This window comes from Streptomyces sp. NPDC032091, assembly GCF_055580265.1.
In genome coordinates, this window is record NZ_JBVILR010000021.1 from 12,975 (window position 1) to 38,274 (window position 25,300).

Annotated in this window: 23 protein-coding genes; 16 read left to right on the forward strand and 7 right to left on the reverse strand. The window is 74.8% G+C overall.

Annotation, left to right across the window (positions count from 1 at the left end; genetic code table 11):
* Window positions 1–82: 82 nt before the first annotated feature.
* The 9 genes from ACZ5NJ_RS28550 to ACZ5NJ_RS28590 all read left to right on the forward strand — a co-directional run bounded on the left by ACZ5NJ_RS28550 (window position 83) and on the right by ACZ5NJ_RS28590 (window position 12,214).
* Window positions 83–1,501: a VWA domain-containing protein gene (locus tag ACZ5NJ_RS28550; protein ID WP_468768645.1), complete on the forward strand. Its 1,419-nt coding sequence runs from the start codon at window positions 83–85 to the stop codon at window positions 1,499–1,501.
* Between the two features lie 140 nt (window positions 1,502–1,641).
* Entirely contained in the window at window positions 1,642–3,396 is a 1,755-nt protein-coding gene (locus ACZ5NJ_RS28555) for a glycosyl hydrolase family 18 protein (RefSeq protein WP_468768422.1), read from the forward strand.
* Window positions 3,397–3,463: 67 nt separating this feature from the next.
* The gene (locus ACZ5NJ_RS28560) at window positions 3,464–4,060 is read left to right on the forward strand and encodes a HutD/Ves family protein (protein WP_468768423.1); all 597 of its coding nucleotides are present in this window, start codon (window positions 3,464–3,466) and stop codon (window positions 4,058–4,060) included.
* 77 nt (window positions 4,061–4,137) lie between these two features.
* The gene (locus ACZ5NJ_RS28565) at window positions 4,138–4,899 is read left to right on the forward strand and encodes a carbonic anhydrase (protein WP_468768426.1); all 762 of its coding nucleotides are present in this window, start codon (window positions 4,138–4,140) and stop codon (window positions 4,897–4,899) included.
* A 116-nt stretch (window positions 4,900–5,015) separates the two neighbouring features.
* A complete protein-coding gene (locus ACZ5NJ_RS28570; RefSeq protein ID WP_468768646.1) occupies window positions 5,016–5,816 on the forward strand; it encodes an RNA polymerase sigma-70 factor in 801 nt (266 codons plus the stop codon).
* Window positions 5,817–5,893: 77 nt separating this feature from the next.
* Complete coding sequence (locus ACZ5NJ_RS28575; RefSeq protein ID WP_468768427.1) at window positions 5,894–7,165, forward strand: SGNH/GDSL hydrolase family protein; 1,272 nt, start codon at window positions 5,894–5,896, stop codon at window positions 7,163–7,165.
* 148 nt (window positions 7,166–7,313) lie between these two features.
* A complete protein-coding gene (locus tag ACZ5NJ_RS28580) occupies window positions 7,314–8,273 on the forward strand; it encodes a PLP-dependent cysteine synthase family protein (protein WP_468768429.1) in 960 nt (319 codons plus the stop codon).
* Window positions 8,274–8,390: 117 nt separating this feature from the next.
* Window positions 8,391–10,949 (forward strand): ATP-grasp domain-containing protein, encoded by a 2,559-nt coding sequence (locus ACZ5NJ_RS28585; protein WP_468768431.1) that lies wholly within the window; start codon window positions 8,391–8,393, stop codon window positions 10,947–10,949.
* Window positions 10,946–12,214, forward strand: coding sequence for an MFS transporter (locus ACZ5NJ_RS28590; protein ID WP_468768432.1), 1,269 nt, complete (start codon window positions 10,946–10,948; stop codon window positions 12,212–12,214). The genes ACZ5NJ_RS28585 and ACZ5NJ_RS28590 overlap by 4 nt, the downstream gene beginning before the upstream one ends.
* A gap of 106 nt (window positions 12,215–12,320) precedes the next feature.
* Here ACZ5NJ_RS28590 and ACZ5NJ_RS28595 read toward each other — a convergent pair whose 3' ends face one another.
* From ACZ5NJ_RS28595 to ACZ5NJ_RS28610, 4 genes are all read right to left on the reverse strand, one after another.
* Window positions 12,321–13,235 (reverse strand): carbonic anhydrase, encoded by a 915-nt coding sequence (locus tag ACZ5NJ_RS28595; RefSeq protein WP_468768433.1) that lies wholly within the window; start codon window positions 13,233–13,235, stop codon window positions 12,321–12,323.
* Window positions 13,236–13,385: 150 nt separating this feature from the next.
* Complete coding sequence (locus tag ACZ5NJ_RS28600) at window positions 13,386–13,619, reverse strand: DUF6296 family protein (protein WP_468768435.1); 234 nt, start codon at window positions 13,617–13,619, stop codon at window positions 13,386–13,388.
* Window positions 13,620–13,717: 98 nt separating this feature from the next.
* Entirely contained in the window at window positions 13,718–14,347 is a 630-nt protein-coding gene (locus ACZ5NJ_RS28605; protein ID WP_468768437.1) for a hypothetical protein, read from the reverse strand.
* A gap of 8 nt (window positions 14,348–14,355) precedes the next feature.
* Window positions 14,356–14,874: a DUF4188 domain-containing protein gene (locus ACZ5NJ_RS28610; RefSeq protein WP_468768438.1), complete on the reverse strand. Its 519-nt coding sequence runs from the start codon at window positions 14,872–14,874 to the stop codon at window positions 14,356–14,358.
* Between the two features lie 89 nt (window positions 14,875–14,963).
* Between ACZ5NJ_RS28610 and ACZ5NJ_RS28615 the strand changes: the two genes are divergently transcribed.
* Complete coding sequence (locus ACZ5NJ_RS28615) at window positions 14,964–15,614, forward strand: MerR family transcriptional regulator (RefSeq protein WP_468768439.1); 651 nt, start codon at window positions 14,964–14,966, stop codon at window positions 15,612–15,614.
* A 31-nt stretch (window positions 15,615–15,645) separates the two neighbouring features.
* Here the strand turns inward: ACZ5NJ_RS28615 and ACZ5NJ_RS28620 are convergent, their stop codons facing one another.
* Entirely contained in the window at window positions 15,646–16,266 is a 621-nt protein-coding gene (locus tag ACZ5NJ_RS28620) for an L-threonylcarbamoyladenylate synthase (RefSeq protein WP_344158138.1), read from the reverse strand.
* 175 nt (window positions 16,267–16,441) lie between these two features.
* On the opposite strand from ACZ5NJ_RS28620, the gene ACZ5NJ_RS28625 reads away from it, so the two are divergent.
* From ACZ5NJ_RS28625 to ACZ5NJ_RS28650, 6 genes are all read left to right on the forward strand, one after another.
* The gene (locus tag ACZ5NJ_RS28625; RefSeq protein ID WP_468768441.1) at window positions 16,442–17,878 is read left to right on the forward strand and encodes a L,D-transpeptidase; all 1,437 of its coding nucleotides are present in this window, start codon (window positions 16,442–16,444) and stop codon (window positions 17,876–17,878) included.
* Entirely contained in the window at window positions 17,875–19,323 is a 1,449-nt protein-coding gene (locus ACZ5NJ_RS28630; RefSeq protein WP_468768442.1) for an MFS transporter, read from the forward strand. The genes ACZ5NJ_RS28625 and ACZ5NJ_RS28630 overlap by 4 nt, the downstream gene beginning before the upstream one ends.
* Entirely contained in the window at window positions 19,320–20,507 is a 1,188-nt protein-coding gene (locus tag ACZ5NJ_RS28635) for an anhydro-N-acetylmuramic acid kinase (protein ID WP_468768443.1), read from the forward strand. Before ACZ5NJ_RS28630 ends, ACZ5NJ_RS28635 begins: the two co-directional genes overlap by 4 nt.
* A gap of 88 nt (window positions 20,508–20,595) precedes the next feature.
* A complete protein-coding gene (locus ACZ5NJ_RS28640; RefSeq protein ID WP_468768445.1) occupies window positions 20,596–21,270 on the forward strand; it encodes a response regulator transcription factor in 675 nt (224 codons plus the stop codon).
* 101 nt (window positions 21,271–21,371) lie between these two features.
* Entirely contained in the window at window positions 21,372–23,429 is a 2,058-nt protein-coding gene (locus ACZ5NJ_RS28645; protein WP_468768447.1) for a sensor histidine kinase, read from the forward strand.
* Between the two features lie 99 nt (window positions 23,430–23,528).
* On the forward strand, window positions 23,529–23,783 hold the full coding sequence (locus ACZ5NJ_RS28650) for a hypothetical protein (RefSeq protein ID WP_468768449.1): 255 nt from the start codon (window positions 23,529–23,531) through the stop codon (window positions 23,781–23,783).
* Between the two features lie 73 nt (window positions 23,784–23,856).
* On the opposite strand, the gene ACZ5NJ_RS28655 is transcribed toward ACZ5NJ_RS28650, so the two are convergent.
* Together ACZ5NJ_RS28655 and ACZ5NJ_RS28660 are read right to left on the reverse strand one after the other, a co-directional pair.
* Window positions 23,857–24,642, reverse strand: coding sequence for an SDR family oxidoreductase (locus tag ACZ5NJ_RS28655; RefSeq protein WP_468768450.1), 786 nt, complete (start codon window positions 24,640–24,642; stop codon window positions 23,857–23,859).
* A 79-nt stretch (window positions 24,643–24,721) separates the two neighbouring features.
* The gene (locus ACZ5NJ_RS28660; RefSeq protein ID WP_468768647.1) at window positions 24,722–25,300 is read right to left on the reverse strand and encodes a TetR/AcrR family transcriptional regulator; all 579 of its coding nucleotides are present in this window, start codon (window positions 25,298–25,300) and stop codon (window positions 24,722–24,724) included.

The following is a 25,300-nucleotide window of genomic DNA, read 5'->3' on the forward strand; positions in this document are numbered from 1 at the left end:
GGTACGGCGCTCCGGGCCGCCGCCGACCGCGTTCGGCTGCCCGAGGCGGCGTCCACCGGGCAGACTGTCCGGCGTGACGACAATGAGCAAAGGCGCGAACCTGCCGGTCGGGGCGTCCTCCGTGAGAGCCGTGCTCGGCTGGTCCGCCGGACCGGGCGTGCCCGACGTGGACGCCTCCGCCCTGCTGCTGGCCGGCGGCGGACGGGTGCGCTCCGACGGCGACTTCGTCTTCTACAACCAGCCCCGGCACGCCTCCGGCGCCGTACGCCACCTCGGCAAGCGGCCCGGCGCCGACACGCTCGACGTCGACCTCGCCGCCCTGGAGCCCGGCATCGAACGGGTCCTGCTCTGCGCCTCCGCCGACGGCGGCCCCTTCGGGCAGGTCCCCGGACTGCACCTGCGGCTGCTCGACGCGGTGTCGGGGGCGGAGGTGGCCCACTTCCCCATGGAGGCCGGGCCGGAGACCGCCCTGGTGGGTGGGGAGCTCTACCGGCGGGCCGGCGTCTGGAAGTTCCGTGCCGTGGGCCAGGGGTACGCGAGCGGGCTGGCCGGACTGGCCACGGACTACGGCATCACCGTGGACGACGCCCCAGCACCCGCCCCCGCCCCGCAGCCCGCCCCCGCCCCATGGCCCGTCCCCGCGCCGGCACCCGTCCCCGCGTCGGCGCCCGTCCCCGTTCCCGCGCCTGTCCCCGCCCCCGCCCCGCAGCCCGCTCCCGCCGAGGCGGTCGTACGCCTGGTCAAGGGCGAGGAGTGGCTGCCCCCGGAGATGCGCGGGCGCCTGTCGCTGCGCAAGGAACAGGTGGCCGTCAGCCTGCGCAAGGCCGGCGCCTCCGACGTCACGGCCCGCGTCGTCCTCGTCCTCGACGCCTCCGGCTCGATGAGCACCCTCTACGCCCGCGGCACGGTGGCCGGCGTGGTGGAGCGGATGGCCGCCGTCGCCGCGCAGTTGGACGACGACGGCGAGATGCAGGCCTGGACCTTCGCCACCCACCCCGCCCGGCTCCCCGACCTCGCCGTCGGCGACCTGCCCGAGTGGCTGCGGCTGCACGTGCGGGTCGGCCAGATGAGCGTCCTCAGCCGCAAGAAGCCGCCCAGGGGCCTGCTCCCCGGCCAGGTCGACATGCGGCGGGTGGGCTTCCAGAACGAGGAGCAGAAGGTCATCGCCGAGGTGCGCGCCTTCGTACGGGCCAACCCGGTGCCCGCGCCCACCCTCGTCCTGTTCTTCTCCGACGGCGGGGTCTACCGCAACGCCGAGATCGAGCGGGAGCTGCGGGAAGCCGTCGAGGAGCCGGTGTTCTGGCAGTTCGTCGGTCTCGGCCGGGCCGGGTTCGGGGTGTTGGAGCGCTTCGACACCATGCCCGGCCGCCGGGTCGACAACGTCGGCTTCTTCGCCGTCGACGACATCGACCGGATCTCGGACCCCGACCTCTACGACCGGCTCCTGTCGGAGTTCCCCTCCTGGATCCGCGCCGCCCGGCAGGCGGGCATCCTGCGCTGAGCCTGCGGCCCGCGGTGGCGCGGGCACCGGACGGCCCCCTTGACCCGGGGCTGGTCCAGACCAATCATGAGGCGTCCGCCCGTTCGCTCGCGCCCCACCGGGAGCCTTCGTTGAGACTGCGTCAGCATGCCCTCCGCCGCTTGAGCGCGGCCTGCGCCACCCTCGTCACCTCCGCCGGACTGCTGGCCGCCGCCGGCGCCGGGCCCGCCCAGGCGGCCACCCCCTCCGCGGCCACCCCACTGCCCGCGCACGTCTTCGCCCCCTACTTCGAGGCGTACTCCTCCGACAGCCCCGCCGACCTCGCCCAGAAGTCCGGCGCGAAGTACCTCACGATGGCCTTCGTGCAGACCGAGGCCAAGGGCTCCTGCACCCCGTACTGGAACGGCTCCACCCAGCAGCCCGTCTCCGGCTCCGTCTTCGGCGCCGACTTCGCCGCCATCCGGGCGCGCGGCGGCGACGTCATCCCCTCCTTCGGCGGCTACGCGGCCGACAGCGGGGGCACCGAGATCGCCGACAGCTGCACCAGCGTCGACTCGATCGCCGCCGCCTACGAGAAGCTCGTCACCACCTACGACGTCAGCCGCCTCGACATGGACATCGAGGACAAGTCCCTGACGAACAAGGCGGGTGTCGACCGCCGCAACCAGGCGATCAAGAAGCTCCAGGACTGGGCCGCCGCCTCCGGACGCCCCCTCCAGATCTCCTACACCCTCCCGACCACCACGAGCGGACTCGCGAGCAGCGGACTGGCGGTCCTCAAGAGCGCCAAGGCCGCCGGAGCCAGGGTCGACGTGGTGAACCTGATGACCTTCGACTACTACGACGGCGCCACCCACGACATGGCCGCCGACACCCGCACCGCCGCCACCGGCCTCTACGACCAGCTGGCCGCCCTCTACCCGGACCGGACCCCCGCCCAGCTCTGGGGCATGATCGGCGTCACCGAGATGCCGGGCATCGACGACTACGGGGCCGCCGAGACCTTCACCACCGCCAACGCCACCGCCGTCTACGACTGGGCGGTCTCCAAGGGCATCAACACCCTCTCCTTCTGGGCCCTCCAGCGCGACAACGGCGGCTGCCCCGGCACCGGCGGCTCCGACACCTGCTCCGGCATCGCCCAGGACCCCTGGTACTTCACCCACACCTTCGCGCCGTTCACCGGCGGCGGGGGGCCGGCCGCCGACGACTTCTCGGTCTCCGTGGCCCCCGGCTCCGCCTCCGTCGCCCCCGGTGGAACCGCCACCGCCACCGTCTCCACCCAGGTCACCTCCGGCGCGGCCCAGCCCCTCACCCTGACGGTCTCCGGCGCCCCCGCCGGTGTCACGGCCGCCCTCACCCCCGACGCGGTCACCGCCGGCGCCACCGCGAAGCTCACGGTCGCGGCCTCGGCCGGCGCCGCGCCCGGCACCTACCCGCTCACCGTCACCGCGGCCGGCACCTCCCGCCACACCACCGGCTTCACCCTGACGGTCTCCGGCCCGGGCGGCGACAGCGGCGCCCTGGTCAACGGCGGCTTCGAGAGCGGCACCCTGGCCCCCTGGGCCTGTGAGAACGGCGGCTCGGTCGTCACGGCGCCGGTCCACGCGGGCACGTACGCCGTCTCGGCCAACCCGGACTCCGCCCACACCGGCGAATGCGCCCAGACCCTCACCCTGGCCCCCAACACCGCCTACACCCTCAGCGGCTGGGTCCAGGGCAGCTACGCCTACCTCGGTGTCCGGGGCGGCGCGAGCGCCAGTACGTGGACCAGCTCCACCGGCTGGACCAGGCTGACGGTGCCCTTCACCACCGGAGGCTCCGGAACCGTCACCGTCTACCTGCACGGCTGGTACGGGCAGGGCCCCGTCCGCGGTGACGACTTCGCCGTGAGCCGGCCGGCGGCGGCCGGTTAGGCTCGGCCCACCGCCCGGGGGCACAGCGCCCCGCCGGACGGGACGCACCCGAGGAGAGGAACCCCGCATGCCCGGCCCCGCCGCCCTCCGGATCCTGCGCGCCGCCGACCGTACGGCGGTGCCCTGGAAGAACGGCGGCGGGGTCACCCGCGAGATCGCCGCCCGGCCCGAGGACGCGGGGACGGAGGACTTCGGCTGGCGGGTCAGCCTCGCCGAAGTCGCCGCCGACGGGCCCTTCTCGGAGTTCCCGGGCGTCGACCGCACCCTGACCCTCGCCGAGGGCGCCGGCATGGACCTCACGGTCGCGGGCCGGCCCCGGCGCGTCGACGAGCGGTACGCGCCCTGCGACTTCCCCGGCGACGAGCCGACCGGCTGCCGGCTGCTGGACGGGCCCGTCGTGAACTTCAACGTGATGTACCGGCGCGGCCGGGTCGAAGCGAACACCGCCGTCGTCCGGGGCGCGCTGGCCCTCGCCGCCCCGCCCGGGACGACGCTCCTGGTCGTCGCCCTGGACGGGCCGGCCCGCGTCGACCACCCCGGCGGGAGCGTCGGACTCGGCCCGTACGACGCCGCCTTGCTGGAGGCCCCGACGACGTCCTGCCGGCTCCGCACCGCAGGCCGGACAGCCGTCGTCGCACTGCGGACCGCCACCCCACGGGATTGAGCCGGTCACCCGGATGTTTCGGACAACCGTCCGAGCGGGTCTGGGTCAAGGGCGGGTAAAGCGCCATGCTGGCGCGCATGTTGTCGAACACGCGCACGTCGCACACCGATCCGGTACGTGAGGGGGCCGCGCCCAGCCGGCGCGCCCTGCTGCGGACCGCCGTCGCCGGCACGGCCGCCGCCGGCTCCGTCCTCGCCCTCGGCTCGGCCTTCCCCGCCTCCGCCGCCCCGCCCGCGCCCGGCGGCGCCGACCGCCCCGCCACGCCCGAGCAGGCCCGGCGCGCACTGGAAGCCGGCAACCGCCGCTGGCGCACCTTCCGCCAGCAGCACCCGCACGAGTCGCCCTCGACCCGGCTCCGGCTGGCCACCGCCCAGCACCCCTTCGCCGTCGTCCTGGGCTGCGTGGACTCCCGGGTCCCGCCCGAGCTCGTCTTCGACCAGGGGCTCGGCGACCTGCTCACCGTCCGCTCGGCCGGCGAGGTACTGGACGAGGCCGTGCTCGGGAGCATCGCGTACGGGGTCCTGGAACTCGCGATCCCCCTGGTGCTGGTCCTCGGCCACCAGTCCTGCGGAGCCGTCGGCGCGGCCGTCCACGCCGACGAGACCGGCGAGCGGCTCCCGGCCCACATCCAGTACCTCGCCGACCAGATACGCCCGTCCATCGACCGCACCGGGCACGGCGACGCCCGCATCAGCGCCACCATCGACGCCCACGCCCGCCGCACCCGCGACCGGCTCGCCGCCGAACCCGACCTGGCCCGCGCCGTGTCCGCCGGCAGACTGGCCGTCGCGGCCGCCCGCTACGACCTCCGCGACCAGCGCGTCCGCGTCCTCCCGTAGGCCCGGCTCCCCACCGCCGCAAGACCTCCGGGCAGAATCGAGCGGTGACCACGACCGAACCCGAGACGGACCCCTTCGACGAGCACCGAAGGCTCCTCTTCGCCACCGCCTACCGCATGCTGGGCAGCGTCAGCGACGCCGAGGACATCGTCCAGGACGCCTGGCTCACCTGGAACAAAGCCGACCGCTCGGAGGTGCGCCACCCCAAGGCGTACCTCGTGCGCACGATCACCAACCTCTCCCTCAACCGGCTCACCTCCGCCCGCGCGACCCGCGAGCGGTACGTCGGTCCCTGGCTCCCGGAACCCCTGCTCACCTCACCCGACGTGGCGCAGGAACGGGAGCTCGCCGAGAGCGTCTCCACGGCGATGCTCGTCGTTCTGGAGACCCTCTCGCCCGTGGAGCGCGCCGTGTTCGTGCTGCGCGAGGTCTTCGGCTTCTCGCACGCGGAGATCGCCGGCTTCCTGGACCGCGAGGAGCCGGCCGTGCGGCAGATCTCCTCCCGCGCGCGCAAGCACGTCGCGGCCCGCCGGCCCCGCTTCGACACCGACACCGCCCAGCGCGAGCGCGTCACGGAACGCTTCCTGGCCGCCTGCGCCGGCGGCGACATCAACGCCGTGCTGGAGATGCTCGCCCCCGACGTCACCGCCTGGTCGGACGGCGGCGGCAAGGTGAGCGCCGCCCGCCGCCCGCTGTACGGCCCCGACCACGTCGCCCGCTGGCTCTTCGGCGTCCTCGCCAAGCCCGCCAACGCCGGGGCCCTCGTCACCCCGGTCGTCATCAACGGGGAACTCGGCGTCCTCGCCGAGCTGGACGGCAGCCCGATCGCCGCCCTCACCTACGACCTGGAGAACGGACTCCTGCGCAACCTCCGCGTCCAGGTCAACCCGGACAAGCTCGCCGGCGTCCGCCGCTGACGCGCGGCTCCGCAGGTGGGACGGAGAAATCTCCGTCCCACCTGTCACATCCGCGGCGCGCCGCGGGTCAGGAGGGTGTGAACAAGAACAAGATCGCCCTCGCCGCCCCGCTGGCCGCCGCCCTCCTGGCCGCGGCCGTCACCACCGCCACCCCCGCCGCCGCGTCGCACGCGAGCCCCTGGCACAGCGCCTGGAGCGCCTCACCGCAGACCGCCACCCACACCGACTGGTTCCCCAACTGGTCCGAGGAGGGCTTCCGCAACCAGTCCGTGCGCCAGGTGGTCCGGGCCGGAGCCCAGGGCGGCGAGCTGCGCGTACGCCTCACCAACGCCTACGGGAAGACCCCGCTGCGGCTCACCGGCGCGACCGTCGCCAAGAGCGCCGGCGGCGCCGCCGTCCGGCCCGAGACCATACGCCCGCTGCGCTTCGCGGGCGCCGGCTCGGTGACCGTCCCGGCCGGCGGGGCACTGGCCAGCGACGCCGTCCCGCTGCCCGTCCGGGCCTTCGAACAGCTCACCGTCACCCTCTACTTCCAGGGCCCCACCGGCCCCGCCACCTTTCACAACGTCGCCATGGCCACCTCGTTCCGCGCCGACGGCGACCACCGCCGTGACGCCGCCGGCGAGGCCTTCTCCGCCCCGGGCGACCAGAGCTTCTCCTGGTACCACCTGGCCGGGATCGACGTGTCGGGCCCCGCCGCCCCCGGCCCGCGCCGGAGTGCGGTCGTCACCTTCGGCGACTCCCTCACGGACGGCTTCGGCGCCACCCCCGGCGCGGACCGCCGCTACTCCGACGCCCTCGCCGCCCGCCTCGCCGACCGGGGCCCGGCCCGCCCGGTCCTCAACGCCGGCATCGGCGGGAACAAGGTCCTCACCGACTCGCCCTGCTTCGGGGAGAGCGCCCTGAACCGCTTCCGGCGCGACGCCCTCGGCCGCCCCGACACCGGCACGGTGATCGTGCTGGAGGGCACCAACGACATCGTCCAGCCCGACGGGCCCCAGGACCGCTGCACCACCGGCCCCCGCGTCACCGCGGAGCAGATCATCGCCGGCTACCGGGAGCTGATCCGCGAGGCCCACGCCCGCGGCGTCAGGATCGTGGGCGGCACGATCCCCCCGTACGGCGACTCCGGCTACTGGACCGCGCACGGCGAGGAGGTGCGGGCCGAGGTCAACCGGTGGATCCGCACCGGCGGCGCGTACGACGCCGTCGTGGACTTCGACCGCGCGGTCGCCGACCCGCAGGACCCCCACAGGCTCAAGACCGAACTCGCCTTCGCCGACCGCCTCCACCTCAACGACGCCGGCTACCGGGCCATGGCCGACGCAGTGGACCTCAACACCTTCTAGCGGCAGTCGATGCGGCGGCCGGTCACCGCCGTGCGGGGTGCGCGAGCGGGGCTCAAGTCGCCTTCGAGCCGGGCACCACGCGCGCACCACCTCGGCTGGCTACCTTTCGGAAGACCGACCGCACGTCCAGCACCAAAGGGGGAGCCTCGTGAACAACGCGCTCACCACCGGCCGCATCGCGTCATCGTTCGAGGATCTCGTCGGCGACACACCGCTGCTCCAGCTCCGGCTCGACGGGCTGCCCGCCACCGCCCGGGTCCTCGCCAAGCTGGAGGCGGCCAACCCGCTGTCCAGCGTCAAGGACCGGGCCGCGCTCTTCATGCTGCGCGCCGCGGAGGAGTCCGGCGCGCTCCTGCCCGGCGCCACCGTCATCGAGTCGACCTCCGGCAACACCGGCATCGCCCTGGCCGCGCTCGCCGCCTCCCGCGGCTACCGCTGCCTGATCGTCCTGCCCTCCAACGCCTCCCGCGAGCGCGTCCTCACCCTGGGCATGCTGGGCGCCGAGGTCGAGTTCACCGACCACACCCTCGGCTTCCGGGCCTGCGTCGACCGGGCCGAAGAGCTGCACGCGGCGATGCCCGGCTCCTGGTACGCCCGCCAGCACGAGAACCCCGACAACGTCCGCGCCCACTACACGACGACCGGCCCCGAGATCTGGCGCGACGCCGGCGGCCGCGTCGACTACCTGGTCTGCGGGATCGGGACCGGCGGCACCCTCACCGGCACCGCCCGCTACCTGCGCGAGCGCAACCCCGACCTGAGGGTCGTCGCCGTCGAGCCCGCCGGTTCCGCGCTGCTCTCCGGCGGCGAGCCCGGCCCCCACCGCGTCCCCGGCCTCAACGGCGGCTTCATCAGCCCCGTCACCGACGTCCACCTCATCGACGAGGTCATCGCGGTCGAGGACGCGGACGCCGCCGCCACCACCCGGGCCATCGCCACGACCTCCGGACTCCTCGTCGGGATCTCCGCGGGCGCGGCCGCCTACGGCTGCCTGGAACTCGCCCGCCGCCACGACCTGTCCGGCGCGGTCGTGGCCACCGTGTTCCCCGACAGCGGCGAGCGCTACCTCAGCTGGTGGCCGGAGGCCGGCACCGACGACCGGCACTGAACGCGAACCGGGCCCCACACCACGGCGACCCCGGGCCCGCCCCCTCCTTCCCCACCCCCACGCCTGCCCGAGTACGAGCCTGAAATTCCCTGCCGCCGCAGGGGGAGAAGAGAGCGAATGAACCCCGAGCGCACCCTGCTGCTCGTCGGTGGAACCGACGAGACCGTGCAGAAGGCCCACGACCTGGGGCTGAACGTGCTGCTCCTCCAGCACCCGACCAAGGTGAGCGAGGCGCAGAACCGGCTCGCCGCGGCCGTCGAGGTCGTCGACTTCACCGACTGGTCCCTCGTCGAGCCCCTCGTGCGGGCCTGGCACGAGAGCCCCGGCTTCGCCGCCGTCGTCTCCCTCACAGAGCCGGGACTGGAGAACGCGGGCCGGATCAACGACCTGTACGGGCTCGGGGGCACCGGCTACGAGGTCACCGCCCGGATCCGGGACAAGGCCGCCATGCGCCGCTACGTCGCCGAACACGACCCGGAGCACGCGGTCGGGGCCCGCTCCCTGAAGACCCGTGAGGACCTGGACGCCTTCGGCGCCTCCTACGGGTTCCCCTTCATCGTCAAGCCCGTCGACGCCACCGCCAGCATCGGCGTCATGCGCGTCGAGGGACCGCAGGACGCCGACCGGGTCTGGGGCGAGGTCACCCGGCTCTCCGGCACCCGCACCGACCGGGTCTCCTCCCTCTTCGTCCTGAAGGACTTCCTCATGGAGGAGTTCCTCGACGGCCCCGAGTTCAGCGTCGAGTCCTTCAGCTTCGCCGGCCGCCACGTGATCGTCACCATCACCGAGAAGTTCACCTCGGACGGCCACTTCGCCGAACTGGGCCACGCGGTCCCGGCCCGGCTCTCCGAGGCCGACGACGCGGCGATACGCGAGGGCATACGCGGCTTCCTCGACGTGATGGGCATGCGCGACGGCGTCTGCCACACCGAGGTCCGCCTCACCGCCAAGGGCCCGCGCGTCATCGAGGGCCACAACCGCATCGGCGGCGACTCCATCCCCGAACTGGTGCGCAGCGCCTTCGGCGTCGACCTGGTCACCCTCGCCGTCGGCCACCCGTTCGGCCTGGTCGAGGAGCTGCCCGACCGGCCGCGGGCGCACGGCGGCGCCGCCGTCCGCGCCCTGGTCGGCACCCCCGGCACCACCGTGGAGTCGGTCGCCGGCCTCGACGACGCCCGCGCCGCCGAGGGCGTCATCTCCGTCACCGTGGGCGCCAAGCCCGGCGACGGCGTGCGCGTGCTCACGGACAACTGGGACCGGCTCGGCCTGATCGCCGTCTCCGCCGAGGACACCACCGCCGCGATCCGCCGCGGCGCCGAGGTGATCCGCGAGCACGTCCGCATCACCCTCGCCCACCCGGACGGCGCCACCGTCCTCGCGCAGCCCTCCGAGATCGCCCCCCGCGAGAACCTGCTGATCATCCACCGCAACCCGCTGGAGCCGTTCCCGTACCGCTCCTGGCTGCCGGACCACACCGGCGACATCGTGGTCCTCGCCAACCGCGAGAAGATCGAGCTCGCCGGCGAGAAGGTCCCCGACGGCGACCTCGGCTACACCCGCCTGGAGGTCCACGACGACTTCGACTCCCCGGAGTTCGAGGCCCGCGCCCTCGAACTGATGGCGGAGCACCACATCACCGGCGTGACCGTGCTGCACGAGGGCGACATGGACCTGGCCGCCCGGCTGCGCCAGCGCTTCGGGCTGCGGGGCCCCTGGTCGGACGACGTCAAGCCGTTCCGCGACAAGGCGCTGATGAAGACCCGCGCCCAGGCCTCCGGCATCGAGGTCGCCCCCTGGGTCCAGCCCCGCACCGCCGCAGAAGCCCGGGCCTTCGCCGCCGCCGAGGGCTTCCCGCTGGTCTTCAAGGAGCGCAGCGGCTTCAACGCGATCGGCCTGCGCGTCCTGCGCGACGAGGCCTCCTTCGAGGAGTCCCTCGCCGAGGTCTACGCCGCCGGCGAGCGGGACGACGTCCTGCTGGAGGGCTTCGTCCCGGGCCGCATGTGCCACGTCGACGGCGTGGTGCGCGACGGCCGCGTCGCGATGGCCTGGCCCTCCCAGTACCAGTACGACCTGTCCTCCTTCGCCTCCGACCCCGGCCCGCGCATCGACCTCACCCTCGACGAGGACGACCCGGTCACCCCGCGCCTGCTCGACCTCGCCGAGCGGGTCCTCGCCGCCCTGGCCCCCGAGGGCTCCCGGCTGCGCGACCACGCCTTCCACATGGAGGTCTTCCTCACCCCCGACGGCCGTCTGGTGCTGTGCGAGATCGCCTGCCGCCCCGGCGGCGCCAAGATCCGCGAGGTCTTCCACAGCCTGTTCGGGGTGCACCTCGGCGAGTACGCCGTCCGCGCCGACGCCGGCCACCCGCTCCACGAGGAGGTGCGCAAGGGCGACGACCCCGCCGGGCTGCCGAAGCCGCGTCACATGGCGGGCCAGCTCCTGATGATGAAGCGCCCCGGTCTGGTGCGCGAGCTGCCGGCCGTCCCCGACGAGCCCTGGCTCGACGGGTTCTGGCTCTACGCCGAGGAGGGCCAGGTCATCGCCCCGGCCTCCGGCTCCTCCGACTTCCTCGCCGCCGCCGTGGGCACCGCGCCCAACCGCACCGAGTGCGAGCGCCGGCTGCGCGAGCTCGGTGAGTGGGTGCGCGAACACAGCGTGATCGGGGACGCGTCATGAGGGCGGCCCGCCTGTCGGCGAAGACGCGGTACATGCTGGGCATGGTCGTCGACGCCACCGGCGCCGGCATGTACCTGCCGCTGTCGCTGCTGTACTTCCACCACGTGACGGGACTGCCGCTGACCCAGGTGGGCACCCTGATGACGGCCGCCGCCGTGATCGGCCTGATCAGCAACCCGGCGGCGGGCGTCCTCATCGACCGGTTCGGCGCCAAGGCCGTCGTCACCGGCGGCTACCTGCTGCGGGCCGCGGGCTTCTGCACGTACCCGCTGGTGGACAACGGTTACACGATGTTCTGCGTGATCCTGCTGGTGGCCCTGGGCGACACCTCGTTCCCGCCGGCGATCCAGTCGTTCATCGCCGAGTTCGTCCAGGGCACCGAGCGGGACAAGCTGCTCGCCGCGCAGCGCAGCCTGCGCAACGCGGGCCTCGGCGTGGGCGGTCTGATCGCGGGCGGGGTCCTGGCCCTGGGCAGCGACGCGTTCTACTACGTGATCGTGTTCTGCACCGCCGCCGGATACGTGCTGGCCGCCGTCTGCTTCGGGTCCATCCCGATCCCGCGGACGGCCCCCGGCGAGGCCGCCCCCCGGGTCTCCCGCAAGGGCGGCTACCGGCTGGTCGCGCGCAACCGGCCCTTCCTGGCCCTGACCCTGCTCAACGTGCCGACCGCGTTCGGCTACACGGTGCTCGCCGTCGGCATCCCGGCGTACGTCACCCAGGATCTGGGCGCGTCGACCTCGCTGGTCGGCGTCCTGTACGCCGTGAACACGGTCGGGATCGCGCTGCTCCAGATCCCGGTCACCCGGGCGCTCGTCGCGTTCCGCCGCTCCCGGGCGGTGGCCCTGGGCGCGGCGGTGTTCGCGGCCTCGTTCCTGGTGTTCGCCGCCCTCGCCGCGGTGGGGGAGAAGTCCGTCATCCTGGTCGGCGTCTTCGCCGCGACGGTCCTGTTCACGGCGGGCGAGCTACTGCACGGGGCCACGGCGTCGGCGCTGTGCGCGCAGGCCGCGCCGGAGGAGACGCGGGGCCGCCACCTGGCGGTCTACCAGCTCTCCTGGGCCGTGCCCAGCGCGCTGGCCCCGGCCGTCCTGACGGCGCTGCTCACCCTGTCGCCGACGGCGATGTGGCTGGTCCTGGCGGCGGGCGCGACGGTGTCGGCGCTGGGCGTGCTGCGCCTGGAGCCCAGGCTGCCGTACGAGGCGGTCCACCCGGCGCCGAGGCCGGTGCAGAGCGCCCCGGCCGAACCGGCACGCGCGCAGCCGGCCTGATCCGCGGCGGCGCCGCCCCGGTGTCGCGAGCCGATGCCGTCAGCCCCCTGCCCGGCCGTGTTCCCGCGGCCGGGCAGGGGGCTCGGGCATGCGGGGGGGGGGCGGGTCAGGACGGGAGGCCGGTCGGGAGGGGGGTCTCCGTCGGCGGGCCGGTCTCGGCGGGCGGCGCGCTGCCGCCCGGCGTGGAAGTACCCGAGGGCGTGAGGGTGCCCGCGGGTGTTCCGGAGGGTTCCGGCGTGGTGCTGTGGGTGGCGCCCGGTGAGGCGGCGGGCAGGGCCCCGGTGAGGACCTCCACCTTGCCGGTGTCGAGGGAGTAGTAGGCGCCGACCACCGCGAGGGAGCCCTTCCTCACCAGGGGTGCGAGGTCGGCGTTGCCGCGCAGCTCGTCCGCGGTCAGCCGGATCTGGGCGCGGATCATCCGGTCCACCGGGTCGGGGCCGCCTTCCCGGACCGTCCGCTCGTACGCCGGCCGCAGCGCCTTCGCGAGCGCCTCCAGGTTCCCCGGCAGGGGCTTGCCGTCGCGGGCCGCCTTGTACGCGGCGTCGATCGCCCCGCAGCGCTGGTGTCCGAGCACCAGGACCAGCGGGGTCGCGGAGGTCATCGGGCCGTATTCGACGGAGCCGGTGACCACCGGGCCGAGCGCCTGCCCGCCCGTGCGCAGGACGTACATGTCCCCGAGCCCGGTGTCGAAGAGCAGCTCCGGCGGCACCCGGGAGTCGATGCAGGACAGGACCACCGCGAACGGCGTCTGGCTCTGGGCGACCAGCTGGCGGCGCGTGGGGTCACGGTCGGGGTGCTGGAGGGTGCCGTCCACCCAGCGCTTGTTGCCCTCCATCAGCCGCGCGTAGGCCGCCGCCGGGGTGGCCGTCCCCGGCGGGGGAGCGGCGGGTTCGGGCCGGCCCCGGACGCCGCCGGCCGGGGTGGTCGCCGTCGCGGTGCAGGCGGACAGCGTGCCCACGGCGAACGCCGCGAGGCCGCCGGCCAGCAGGGCCGTGCGGCGCGGGAGTCCTGCGCTGTCCATCGCTCGTACCTCCGGGGTCGCCGTGCGCGGTGACACGTGGTGACACGTGGTGACCCTGGCGACTATCGGACGGGCCGCGGGCGTGTCGGCCGCAGGCGCGAGCGGGAGGGGCCGGGTTTCGCACCGTCGGCCCACAGCGCGGGGGCGCGATCAGGGGCCGGGCAGCGGGCGCGCCGTCACCCCATGGGAGGGCGCCTGGTGGACGCTCGTGGCCAGCATGCGCACCTCGCCCCGGTCGCTGATCTCCGCGCGGACGATGCCGGTGGCGTCGGCGTAGACCGGATGTCCTCCGGGGCCGGTCGACTCCGTACGGTCCACGACCACGGTGTCCCCGCCGTTTCCGGCGCTGCCGGGGAAGATCAGCTCGTAGCGTCCCGCGCTCATGTCTCCATCGTGGGCCGCCCCGGCCCGTCCCGCCTTCCGGCTTTGCCTCCCCTTTGCCGGCCGGCCCGGCCCCCGGCCCCCGCCCCCGCCCCGGCCGGCTATACGGGCGCGGTGCAGATCACGTCGTACGGGCGTCCGATCGACAGGGTCAGCTCCATCGGCTCGGTGGTGCCGGCCGGGCACTGGCCCTTGTCCTTGACCAGGTCGAGCACCTTGAAGGCGTCGTGCCCGGCGGACGCGCAGGCCACCTCCTGCGCCGAGGAGGACACGCAGTCGCCCTTCACCAGCTGCCCGCCGCCGGCCCCCGCGTCCCCGGGGTGGTCGCCGGAGAGGTTGCGCCCGCAGACCGTGTGGGTGGGGATCCCGCCGCCCTTGGACTTGTCCTTGGAGGTCCCGTACGACACGGACACGCGGATCATCAGGTCCGTCCCGGCCGGGCACTGGACCGACCCGGGCAGGATCCCGGCCGAGGTGACCTCCAGGGCTTTGAAGGTGGCGCCGGACTCGTCGCAGCCCATCGCCCGGTACCCGTCGGGTGCCTGCTTGGGGTCGGGGCCGCCGCAGTCGCCGGCCTGCCAGGAGCCGCTGCCGCCCTTCGAGGACGAGGAGGACCCGGAACCGCCGTCCTTGCCGCTGCACGCCGCGGTGAGCGCGAGGCTCAGGCCGAGCACCGCCACGAGGCCGGCCCGCCGTGCGGCGGTGCGCCGGGTACTGCCGTGCTGGAACATCGTTCTCCCTATCGCTTCGGTGCTTCCGGTGCCGCCGGACGGTAGGCGAAGCGGTCGGCGCCCCCGCGCCCGCGCTTCTCCAGCGGCAGCACCCCCGTGGCCGCCGCCAGCCCGTACGGGGGCATGTCGAAGTAGATCGCCTCGTACCCGCCCTGCGGCGCGACGTAGGTCTCGTGCCAGAGCCCCACGTGCCGGCGCATCCTGCCGGCCCGGTCCTTGCGGTTGATCGCGGCCCACATCCGGTGGTGCAGGGCGTCGGGCGCCGCCGCGTAGGCGTAGAGCTTCTCCTTGGACTCCCAGTACTGGACCACGTAGTACGTGCGCGGCGAGGCCGTCAGCAGGACGTGGTGGAGGAGTCCGCGCGCCCTGTCCCTCTTCAGTTCGCGCAGCATCCGGGGCATGCCCGTGAAGACGGGGAGCCAGGAGTGCACGGCCCAGAAGTGGTTGATGCGCATCCCGATCAGCAGGACCACGGCGTCCCCTTCGAGGGCGGCCGTGGTGCGGCCCGGAATCGGCTTGGCGGGCACGGTGCCTCCGGATCGTGGGGTGTTGGATAGCGCCACTGCCCGACAGGGCATGATGAGATAGTGGCGCTATCCAAGGAAAGGCGCAAGGGATGCGGCTGTCGGAGTTGAGCGAACGCAGTGGCGTCTCCATCGCGACCATCAAGTACTACCTGCGCGAAGGCCTGTTGGCGCCCGGCCGCCGGATCACCGCCACCACCGCCGACTACGGTGAGGCCCACCTGCGCCGGCTGCGCCTCGTCCGCACCCTGCTCCAGGTCGGCGGCCTCTCGGTGGCGGCGGCGGGGAAGGTGCTGAGGCACGTGGACGACGAGTCCCTGGGCCGCACGATCCGCCTGGGCGCGGCCATCTGGGCGCTGCCGCACCCACCCGCGCCGGACGCGCAGGAGGGCGACGAGGCCCAGCTGACGGCGCGCCGGGAGGTCGACCGGCTGCTGGAGGAGGTGGGCTGGGAGAGCGCCCGCGAGCTCGCGCCGCTCAACCCGGACCACACCGCGCTGGTCGAGGCGGTCGCCTCGCTGATCCGGATGGGCTACCCGTGGAACGCGGAGATGATGACCCCCTACGCCCGGATGATGCGTCAGGTCGCCGTCCACGACCTCGACTTCACGGAGACCTACCCCTCCGAGACCGAGCAGGTGGAGGCGGCCGTGGCCGCCACCATCCTCCTCGAACCGATCCTCCGGGCCATGCACCGCATCGCGCAGCAGGAGGAGACGGTCCGCCGCTACGGGATCACCTGACGGGGCCGGGCCCGGCGCCCGGCCGCTCCCGCTACTCGAAGCGGTCGGTGTCGCCGGCGCCCCGGCGGACGATCTCGGCCTCGCCGGTCGAGAAGTCGATGACGGTGGTCGGCCGGGTACCGCAGTCCCCGGAGTCGACGACCGCGTCCACCACGTGGTCGAGCCGCTCCTTGATCTCCCAGCCCTGGGTCATCGGCTCGTCCTCGCCCGGCAGCAGCAGCGTGCTGGAGAGCAGCGGCTCGCCCAGTTCCTCCAGCAGCGCCTGGGTGACCACGTGGTCGGGGATCCGCACGCCGACCGTCTTCTTCTTCGGGTGCAGCAGCTGGCGCGGCACCTCCGACGTGGCCTTGAGGATGAACGTGTAGGCGCCCGGGGTGGACGCCTTGATCGCGCGGAACACGTCGTTGTCCACGTGCACGAACTGCCCCAACTGCGCGAAGTTCTGGCACACGAGGGTGAAGTGGTGCTTGTCGTCGAGCTCGCGGATCTGCCGGATCCGCGCCAGGCCCTCCCGGTTGCCGAGCTGGCAGCCCAGCGCGAAACAGGAGTCCGTGGGATACGCGATGAGCGCGCCGGAGCGGATGCTGTCGGCCACGCCGCTGATGGTGCGCCGCTGAGGGTTCTCGGGGTGCACGTCGAAGTACTTCGCCATCCGCCGAGCCTACGGGACGCGGGACCGGCCCGTTCCGCTCCGCCCCCCTGCTCCGTCCGGGTTCACTTGCGGTGCCCGTTCGGCCGCAGGGCCGAGCGTACGATCATCGGTTCGGCTTCTCGTCGCCTTTGATGCTCCCATCCGGACGCACGACAACTGGGAGGGTCGCGTGGCTATGTCGCGGACGAAGGCGTGGAGCACGGCGGCCGCGGTGACGGGAGCCCTGCTGGCCGTCGCCGCAGCACCCGCACGCACCGCGGGGACCGCCGGCCCCGGGGGCGGGGACGGGCCCGCCGCGAGGGACGCGGCGGTCACCCTGCTCGTCGGACGCGTCCTCGACGCACGGGCCCTGGACCGCGCCCCGGCCCCGGCCGCCCGCTGGTGCGCCGCCCCCGCCTTCGCCGGCGGGCCGTGCGGGGCCTGGCGGGAAGAGCGCGTACGGGCCACCGCCCACGGCACCGCAGACCTCCTCTGGAACCCGTCCCCCGGCGGCACCGGCACGCTCCCCACCGCCGCCGGCGGACCGCTGGAGGTCGCCCTCGCCCACGCCGAGGCGGGCCGCCTCACCGACGTGACCGTCCGCGACGGCCACGGCCGCCTGCTGGCCGGGGGGATCGCCCAGGACAGCGGCCGCTGGCGCAACACCGAACCCCTGCGCGCGGGGGAGACCTACACCCTGCAGGTCGGCGCCCAGGACGGCGACGGCCGCCCCGTCGGGGTGACCCTCGCCTTCCGCACCGCCCGCCCCGCCGCCGAAGGAGGCCGCCTCACCGCCGAGTTCGGGCCCCGCCCCGGTACGTACGGCGCCGGCGAGATCGTCACCGCCGAACTCAGCCGCCCCGTGCCCGCCGACGCCCCCGACGTCCGCGCCCGCGTGGAACAGGCCCTCCAGGTCACCTCCGAACCCCACGTGGAGGGCGCCTGGCACTGGGTCGACGACGCGACCCTGCACTTCCGCCCCCGCACCTACTGGCCCGCCCACACCGTCGTCCGCGTCCGCAGCGGCCTCGACGGCGTCGCCCTCGGCGACCTGGGCTACGGAGGCCCCTCCGACCCGCTGGAGTTCACCGTCGCCGACCGGATCGAGGCCGTCACCGACTCCGCCGCCCACGAGATGACCGTCCGGCGCAACGGACGCGTCATCCGCACCATCCCGGTCACCACCGGCAAGGCGGGATTCCTCACCCGCAGCGGGATCAAGGTCGTCCTCGGCAAGGAGGCCAAGGTCCGCATGCGCGGGGACACCGTCGGCATCCAGAAGGGCACCAAGGAGTTCTACGACCTGCCCGTCCTCTACGCGACCCGGGTCACCTGGAGCGGCGAGTACGTGCACGCCGCCCCCTGGTCGGTCGAGGCGCAGGGCGAGGAGAACGTCAGCCACGGCTGCACCGGCATGTCCACCGAGGACGCCGCCTGGTTCTACGAGACCGTCCGCGAGGGGGACATCGTCGAGGTCGTCAACAGCGGCGGCGACCGGATGTCCCCCTTCGACAACGGCTTCGGCGACTGGAACGTGGACTGGCGCACCTGGCTGGCCGGCAGCGCCCTGACCCCCGCCGCCGCACCGCCCGCCCCGGACGCCGCCGCCTCCCGGCTCGACCCGACGACGTGACCCGCGCCCAGCCGCGCCGGGTGCTGCTCGCGGGCGCGGCGGGGAACTTCGTGGAGTGGTACGAGTTCGGGGTCTACGGCTGCTTCGCCACCGTCCTGGCCGGCCTCTTCTTCACCCCCGCCCCCGAGGCCGGCCCGGTGGGCGCCGGCCCGCTGCTCGCCACGTACGCCTCCTTCGCGGTCGCCTTCTTCCTGCGCCCCGCCGGAGCCCTGCTCTTCGGCCGCCTCGGCGACCGCCTCGGCCGCCGCTCCGCCCTCGTGCTCGTCGTGGGCCTGATGACCCTCGCCACCACCCTGATCGGCCTGCTCCCCACCCGGGCCACGGCGGGGGCCGCCGCGCCGTGGCTGCTCACCCTGCTGCGCGCCCTGCAAGGGCTCAGCGCGGGAGGCGAGTTCGGCGGGGCGGTCGCGCTGATGACCGAGCAGGCACCGCCCGGCCGGCGCGGCCGCGACGGTGCCTGGCAGTCCTTCACCGTCGCCCTCGGCCTCCTCGCCGGCGCCGGCACCGCCGCCCTCCTGGCCGCGCTCCTGTCGCCCCGGGCCCTGACGGCCTGGGGGTGGCGCATCCCCTTCCTCCTCGCCCTCCCCCTGGGCCTGACGGCCCTGGCCCTGCGCCGCGCCCTGCCCCCGGAGCCCGCCCCGGCCGGCGGGCCCCCGCCCCCGGACGCCGTCTCCGCCCCGGACGGGGCGCCGGCCCCCGTCCCGGCCCCGCCGCCGGCCATGGTCGGCGCCCCGGCCCGGGCGGTGTCCGGCTCGGGCGGGCACGCCGGGCTCGCCCCGGCCCGCACCACGGGCCGGGACCCCGGCGCCGCCCCCGGTGCGGGCGGACCCGGGGCGGACCCCTGTGGGGGCGGCGGTGTCGGGTGGGCCGTGGTCCTCGGGGTCGGGAGGGTCATGGGGTGGTCCGCCGCCGGGTACACGTTCCTCGTCGTGCTGCCCTCCCACCTCCAGGCCGCCCTCGGCGCGTCCCTCCGGGAGGCCCTGGCCGCCACCGCCCTCGCCAACCTCGGCTTCGCCGCCTCGATCCTGCCCGCCGGGATCCTCAGCGACCGCGTCGGCCGCCGCCCCGTCATGCTCGGCGGGGCCCTCACCGTCACCCTGCTCGCCCTGCCGCTCCTGCACCTGCTCCAGGACCCCGCCGCACCGGCCCCCGCGAAGGCCGCCGCCGTCTGCGCCGCCGGCGCCACCGTCGGGCTGCTCGCCGGGCCCGGGCCCGCGATGCTCGCCGAGATGTTCCCCGCCCACGTCCGCTGCACCGCCCTCGGCGTCGCCTACGCCCTCGCCAACGCGGTGTTCTCCGGCTGCGCGGGCCTCGTCATCACCGCCCTGACCGCCGCCACCGGCAACGGCGACGTCCCCGCCTACTACGCCGCCGGCGCCTGCGCCCTCAGCGCCCTCGCCCTGGCGGGCCTGCGCGGCGACGACCACCGCCGGGCCCTGCGGTGAAGGTCGTCGGCCTGATGTCGGGCACCTCGTACGACGCCGTCGACGCGGCGGCGGCCCGGCTCACCCTGGAGGACGGCGGCGAGACCCTGCGCCTGGTCCCGCTCGGCATGGTCAGCGCCCCGTACGAGGACACCCTGCGGGCCGCGCTCGCGGCCGCCCTGCCGCCCGCGCCCACCACCCTGGCCGACGTGTGCCGCCTCGACACCCTGATCGGCCGCGCCTTCGCCCGGCTCGCCGCCCGCGCCGACCGCGAACTGTGCGCGGGCCGTACCGCGCTGATCGCCTCCCACGGCCAGACCGTCTACCACTGGAGCACCGCCAGCCGCGTGCACGGCACCCTCCAGCTGGGCCGCCCCGCCTGGATCGCCGAGGCCACCGGACGCCCCGTGGTCTCCGACTTCCGCCCCGGCGACGTCGCGGCCGGCGGCCAGGGCGCCCCCCTCGTCGGCCTGGTCGACCGGATGCTGCTGCACGGCCGCCCCGGCGCCCCCGCCGCCCTGAACATCGGCGGCATCGCCAACGTCACCGCCCTGCCCCCGGCCGGCCCGCCGACGGCCTTCGACACCGGCCCCGGCAACGCCCTGCTCGACGCCGCCGTCACCGAACTCACCGGCGGGCGGCGCGCGTACGACGAGGACGGCGCCCTCGCCGCCGCCGGCCGGGTCCACGAACCGCTCCTGCGGCACCTGCTCGCCGAGCCGTACTACCGGCTGCCCGCCCCCAAGACCACCGGCAAGGAGCTCTTCCACCCCGGCCACCTGCGTGCCGCGCTCGACGGCCTCGCCCCCCTCGCCCCGCAGGACCTCCTGGCCACCCTCACCCGGCTCACCGCCCGCACCGTCGCCGACGCCCTGCGCCCGCTGCGCGTCACCGAGGTCATCGCCTCCGGCGGCGGCACCCGCAACCCGGTGCTCATGCGGATGCTCCGCGAGGAACTCCCCCCGGCCACCGCCCTGCTGGGCTCCGACGCGCTGGGCCTGCCCGCCGCCGCGAAGGAGGCGTACGCCTTCGCCGTGCTCGGCTTCCTCACCCTGCACGGTCTGCCCGGCAACGCCCCCGAGTGCACCGGGGCCCGGGGGCCCCGGGTGCTGGGCTCCCTCACCCCGGGCCGCCACCCCCTGCGCCTGCCGCCCGCCCCGGCCCGTCCCCCGCTCCGGCTGGCCGTCGGTCCGCCGGGGGCGTGAGCGCCGCCGAGGGGGGCCGGGAGGTCCTGTCGTCCGGCACCGGCCGGATCACCGCCGGCGACCGGCCGGTCGCTGTTAGTGTCAGCATGTGCACGAAGATGACCGGAACGTCCCCCGTGTCTTGATCGTCGACGACCACCCCCTCTTCCGTGAGGGCCTGCGGGCCGCCCTGGAGAGCACCGGCGGCGCGGTCGTCGTCGCCGAGGCCGAGACGGGCGGCGAGGTCCCGGACGCCGTGGACGGCCACCACCCCGACGTGGTCGTGATGGACCTGTCCCTGCCGGACGTGTCCGGGATCGAGGCCACCCGCCGCCTCGCGGCCAGCCACCCGGGCCTGCCGGTCCTCATGCTCACCATGTCCGACGACGACGGCAGCCTGCTGGCAGCCCTCCAGGCCGGCGCCCGCGGGTACGTGGTCAAGGGCGCGGGCTCCGAGGAGGTGCTGCACGCCCTGCGCACGGTCGCCGCCGGCGGCGCCGTCTTCGGTTCGGAAGTCGCCGCCCGGCTCTCCGCGCTCCTGACGGGCGGCCACCGGCGCGACGCGGGCCGGCTCTTCCCCGCCCTGACCTCCCGCGAGGTCGAGGTGCTCGAACTGATCGCCCGGGGGCACGACAACCGGCGCATCGCCCGCGAGCTGGTCCTCTCCGAGAAGACCGTCCGCAACCACATCACCCACGTCTTCGAGAAGCTCCAGGTCACCTCCCGGGCCGAAGCCGTCGCCCGGGCCCGGGACGCGGGCCTGGGCGACGAGGGCACGGCCTGACCCGCCGTCCCGGGGCGGACCCGGGACGAGCGCCCCATGCGCCCGGGACCCGGGGCGCACCAGGCTGGAATCCAACGCACCGGGCGGCCGGGGAGGCCGACATGCGCACAGCGGACCGGACCACGGCGAGCACGCCCCGCTCGGGGCCCGAGATGCTGCCCGCGTACACGATCTGCGTCCTCACCATGATCTCCGCGATCACCTGGGGCGGGGTCACCCTCACCCACCTCGACCACCCCGCGCTGGAACACCTCAGGCTCCACCTGGCCGCGGACCACGTCCTCGTGGGCCTGGGCATCGCCCTGACCGGCATGGTCTTCGCCGCCCGCCGCACCGCGCGGCTCCTGGGCTCCCTGATGCTCTGCTCCGGCTGGCTGCTGACCCTGGCGCAGGTGGTGCCGCTGATCGCCGTGATCCGCGGGGTCGGCCCCGGCGTGCTCACCGCCGTGTTCGTCCTGGTCATGGTCGCGTTCACGCTGATCAACAGCATCATCTACCCGATGCCGCTGTGGCTGCCCACCGGCCGCTTCCCCCGCGGCTGGGGGCCGCCGTACGCGGCGTTCACCGCCCTCTTCAGCGCCGTCCAGCAGTACCACGCCTTCACCCATCCCGGCTTCGTCTACTACGGCGTCCCCAGCCCCCTCGCCGACTCCGGCTGGGCCGACCTGGAGGGGATGCTCACGCCGTGGATGGACACCGCGGCCCGCTGGGTGCCGCCCGTCATCGCGGGCCTGGGCATCCTCGTCATGCTCGTCCGCTGGCCGCGCGCCCCGAAGTCCGAGCGCCCCTACGCGATCCTGGCGGTGCCCTACGTCCTGTGGCTCGTGGTGATCGGCCTCAACGAGTACGGGGACCCCCCGATGGGCTTCGAGGTGGTCCTCGTCTACCTCGCCGCCGCCTCCTGGCCGGCGACCGTGGGCTACGTCCACATCCGGGACCGCACCTGGGCCCTGGACCGGGCGGGGCGGCGGATCCTGACGGCCTTCGTGCTCACCTTCGCCCTCTTCATGGCGTACGCGGGCGGCGCCTTCGTCCTCGACTACTTCGCGCCCGGCTCGCTGAGCCCCGAGGCCGGGCTGATGGCCTGCCTCACCCTGATGGTGGGCGCCCTGCTGCGGCCGACCGCCCGCTGGTCCGCCCGGCTCGTCGACCGCTACTACTACGGCGAACGCGCCCAGCCCTACCAGGCCGTACGGGCGCTGGCCGACCGCCTCGGCCAGGCCCTCGACCCGGGCGACATGCCCAGGCTGCTCTGCGACACCGTCGTGCACACCCTCCGGCTGCCCGCCGCCCGTCTGGTGGTCCACACCCGCCGCGGCGACCGCGAACTGGTCCGGCTGGGCACCCCCGGCGGCCTCGACGAGGCCTTCCCCCTGGTCCACCGGGGCAACGCCATCGGTCACCTGTACGTCCCGCCGCGCGCCGGGGAACTCGCCCTCGACCAGCAGGACCGCGAGGCCGTCCGGATCCTGGCCGGCCACAGCGCCCCGGCCGTCGCCTCCCTCCAGTTGTACGAGGAGCTCCAGTCGAGCCGCGAACAGATCGTCCTGGCCCGCGAGGAGGAGCGGCGCCGGCTGCGCCACGACCTCCACGACGGACTGGGACCGGCCCTGTCGGGGCTGCGGCTCCAGGTCGACGCGGCCCGTACGGCCATACCGCCCGGCAGCCGGGCCGGCGCCTCCCTGGCCACCGTCTCCGAGGGCATCGGCCGGGCCATCGACGAACTGCGCGCCATCACCGGGGGCCTGGCCCCCGCGGCCCTGGACGGCGCCGACCTCCCGCGCGCCCTGCGCCAGCTCGCCGAGCACCTGGGCCGCACCCTGCGCATCACCGTCAGCCTCGCCCCGGAGCCCTTCCCGGGGCTGCCGGCGGCGGTGGAGGTGGCCCTGTACCGGATCGCGGCGGAGGCCCTCAACAACGTGGTCCGGCACGCCCGGGCCGGTCACGCGCACGCCGCGGTGGTGCTGACCCCCGAGTCGGTGACGGTGGAGGTGCGCGACGACGGCGCGGGCCTGCCCCGCGGCGGGTGCGGCGACGGCGGCGTGGGCCTGCGTTCGATGGCCGAGCGCGCCGAGGAACTGGGCGGCAGCTTCACCCTGACGAGCTCGGGTGCCGGGACCGTCGTCAGGGCGGTGCTCCCGCGGACGGCCGGGACCTGAGCGGGACCTGCGGACCATGTGCCCGGGACCCGGGCGTCCGTACGTTGATGGTCCGGAGCTCGAACGGGCCCCGGACCCACCGGAAAGAAGGTACCCCTCATGAACGCGAAGCTCTCCCGTATCGCACCGGTCGCACTCGTGGCCGCCGGTGTGATCCTCTCCGGCCCGGTGGCGCTGGCGGCGCCGCAGCACGAGGCGTCCTCGGCCGCCTCGGTCGTGGACCACCGGTCGTCCGGGAAGAAGGGCCCCTACTCCAGCCGGGGAGCCTGTGAATCGGCCGGCCGGTCGGGCCACTACAAGAGCTACCACTGCTCCTACGAGCACTACAAGTGGTGGCTGTACTACTCCTCCTGACCGGGAGGCCACCCCATATCGCCGGGGCCCGGGACATCCGTCCCGGGCCCCGGCTCCGTGTGCGGGACGGGCGTCAGACCGTCTTGACCATCCCGCCGTCGACGACCCAGTCCGCGCCCGTGACGTTGCCGGCGACGCCGGACAGCAGGAACACGACGACCGAGGCCACCTCCCGCGCCTCGGTCATCCGGCCGGTGGTGAGGCCGAAGTCCGCCGGCAGCCGCTCCAGGAGGGCCGCCTGGCCGACCCCGGAGGCCTCGGCCACCAGGGCCCCGAAATTGTCCGGGGCCTCCCAGACGGCGGTACGGGTCGGACCGGGGGAGACGGTGTTGACGCGCACTCCCCGCGGCCCGAACTCCTCGGCCAGGGACTTGGTCACGGCGCCCAGCGCCGCCTTGGCCGCGCTGTAGGCCACCGGGCCGGTCGCGGGCAGGCGGGAGCAGACGGAGGAGACGTTGACGACGGCGCCCCGGCGCTCGACCAGTCCCGGCAGGACGGCGCGGGTCAGGCGCACCGCGCTCATCAGGTTCAGGTCCAGGTACCGGGCCCACTGGGCGTCGTCGCTGTCCAGGAACCCGGTGAGGCCGCCCTCCGGGTCGCCGCCGCCCACGTTGTTCACGAGCAGGTCGACCCCGCCCAGTTCGGCGTGGGCGGCCTCCGCGAGGGCGGCCACCCCGGCGGCGGTGGCGAGGTCGGCGGCGACGCCCACCGCGCCGGAGGCGGCGAGTTCGGGCGTGATGGTACGGGCGGCGCCGACGACGCGCACGCCCTCCTCGACCAGCGCCCGCACGGTCGCGAGGCCGATGCCGCGGCCGGCGCCGGTGACGACGGCGGTCTTGTCGTGCAGTCCGAGCTTCATGAGGTCCCCAGTTCTTGAGCTACAGGTACAAAACATGGGCATGCCGGAGCCGCCCCTCGCGGGGCGGTTCGCAACGGTCCTACAGGGAGTCGACGGTGGCCTCGACCACCAGCGAGAGGCGCTCGGGCCCCTCGGCGACGCGGGCCAGCAGCCGCAGGCCGACGGCGGTGCTCAGCAGCATGCTGCCGACGGCGCGGGCGTCCCGTGCCGCGGAGATCTCCCCCGAGCGCCGGCCCTCCTCGACCAGCGCCCGCAGCGCCTCCTCCGTGCGGTCGAACATCCTGCGCACCAGGTCGGCGGCCACCTCGTCGGCCCCGGCCAGCTCCGCGGCGGTGTTGACGGCCATGCAGCCCCGCCGGTCCGGATCGGTGAGGTCCATCTCGACGAGCATCCGCAGGGCGGCCCGCAGCCGGTCCTTCACGGGACCGTCCCCGCCGAGCAGCTCGATCACGGCCAGCGCCTGGCTGTCGCGGTAGCGGCGCAGGGCCAGCTCGAACAGGGCGTGCTTGCTGCCGAAGGCGTGGTACAGGCTGCCCTTGCCGATGCCGAGGGCGTCGACCAGGTCCTGCGGCGTGGTGGCGGCGTAACCCTGGCGCCAGAACACCTGCATGGCCTGCTCGACGGCGGCTTCAGGATCGAACTGCTTCGGCCTTCCCAT